Raw genomic sequence first — 742 nt, 5'->3', positions numbered from 1 at the left:
TCTCGGTAAATGCAGTGGCGATCGCCCCCGACGGGAAACGAGCGGTGTCTGCATCGCGTGATAACACCCTGAAACTGTGGGATTTGGAGCAGGGGAGGGAACTCGCTACCCTCTCTGGGCATAGTCGCTCGGTAAATGCAGTGGCGATCGCCCCCGACGGGAAACGAGCGGTGTCTGCATCGCGTGATAACACCCTGAAACTGTGGGATTTGGAGCAGGGGAGGGAACTCGCTACCCTCTCTGGGCATAGTCGCTCGGTAAATGCAGTGGCGATCGCCCCCGACGGGAAACGAGCGGTGTCTGCATCGCGTGATAACACCCTGAAACTGTGGGATTTGGAGCAGGGGAGGGAACTCGCTACCCTCTCTGGGCATAGTGACTCGGTATGGGCAGTGGCGATCGCCCCCGACGGGAAACGAGCGGTGTCTGCATCGGGTGATAACACCCTGAAACTGTGGGATTTGGAGCAGGGGAGGGAACTCGCTACCCTCTCTGGGCATAGTGACTCGGTATGGGCAGTGGCGATCGCCCCCGACGGGAAACGAGCGGTGTCTGCATCGGGTGATAACACCCTGAAACTGTGGGATTTGGAGCAGGGGAGGGAACTCGCTACCCTCTCTGGGCATAGTAACAGGGTAAATGCAGTGGCGATCGCCCCCGACGGGAAACGAGCGGTGTCTGCATCGAGTGATAACACCCTGAAACTGTGGGATTTGGAGCAGGGGAGGGAACTCGCTACCCT

Annotated in this window: 1 pseudogene; it reads left to right on the top strand. The window is 59.3% G+C overall.

The annotated features are described in order from the left end of the window. Positions 1-742 (top strand): annotated as a pseudogene (locus tag P5674_RS25460) (WD40 repeat domain-containing protein); the annotation flags it as partial.

Origin of the sequence: Limnospira sp. PMC 289.06 (assembly GCF_032350395.1) — a bacterium.
GTDB lineage: Bacteria > Cyanobacteriota > Cyanobacteriia > Cyanobacteriales > Microcoleaceae > Limnospira > Limnospira platensis.
Note: the sequence above shows the minus strand (reverse complement) of the source record. Positions and strands in the feature narration are given on the sequence as shown.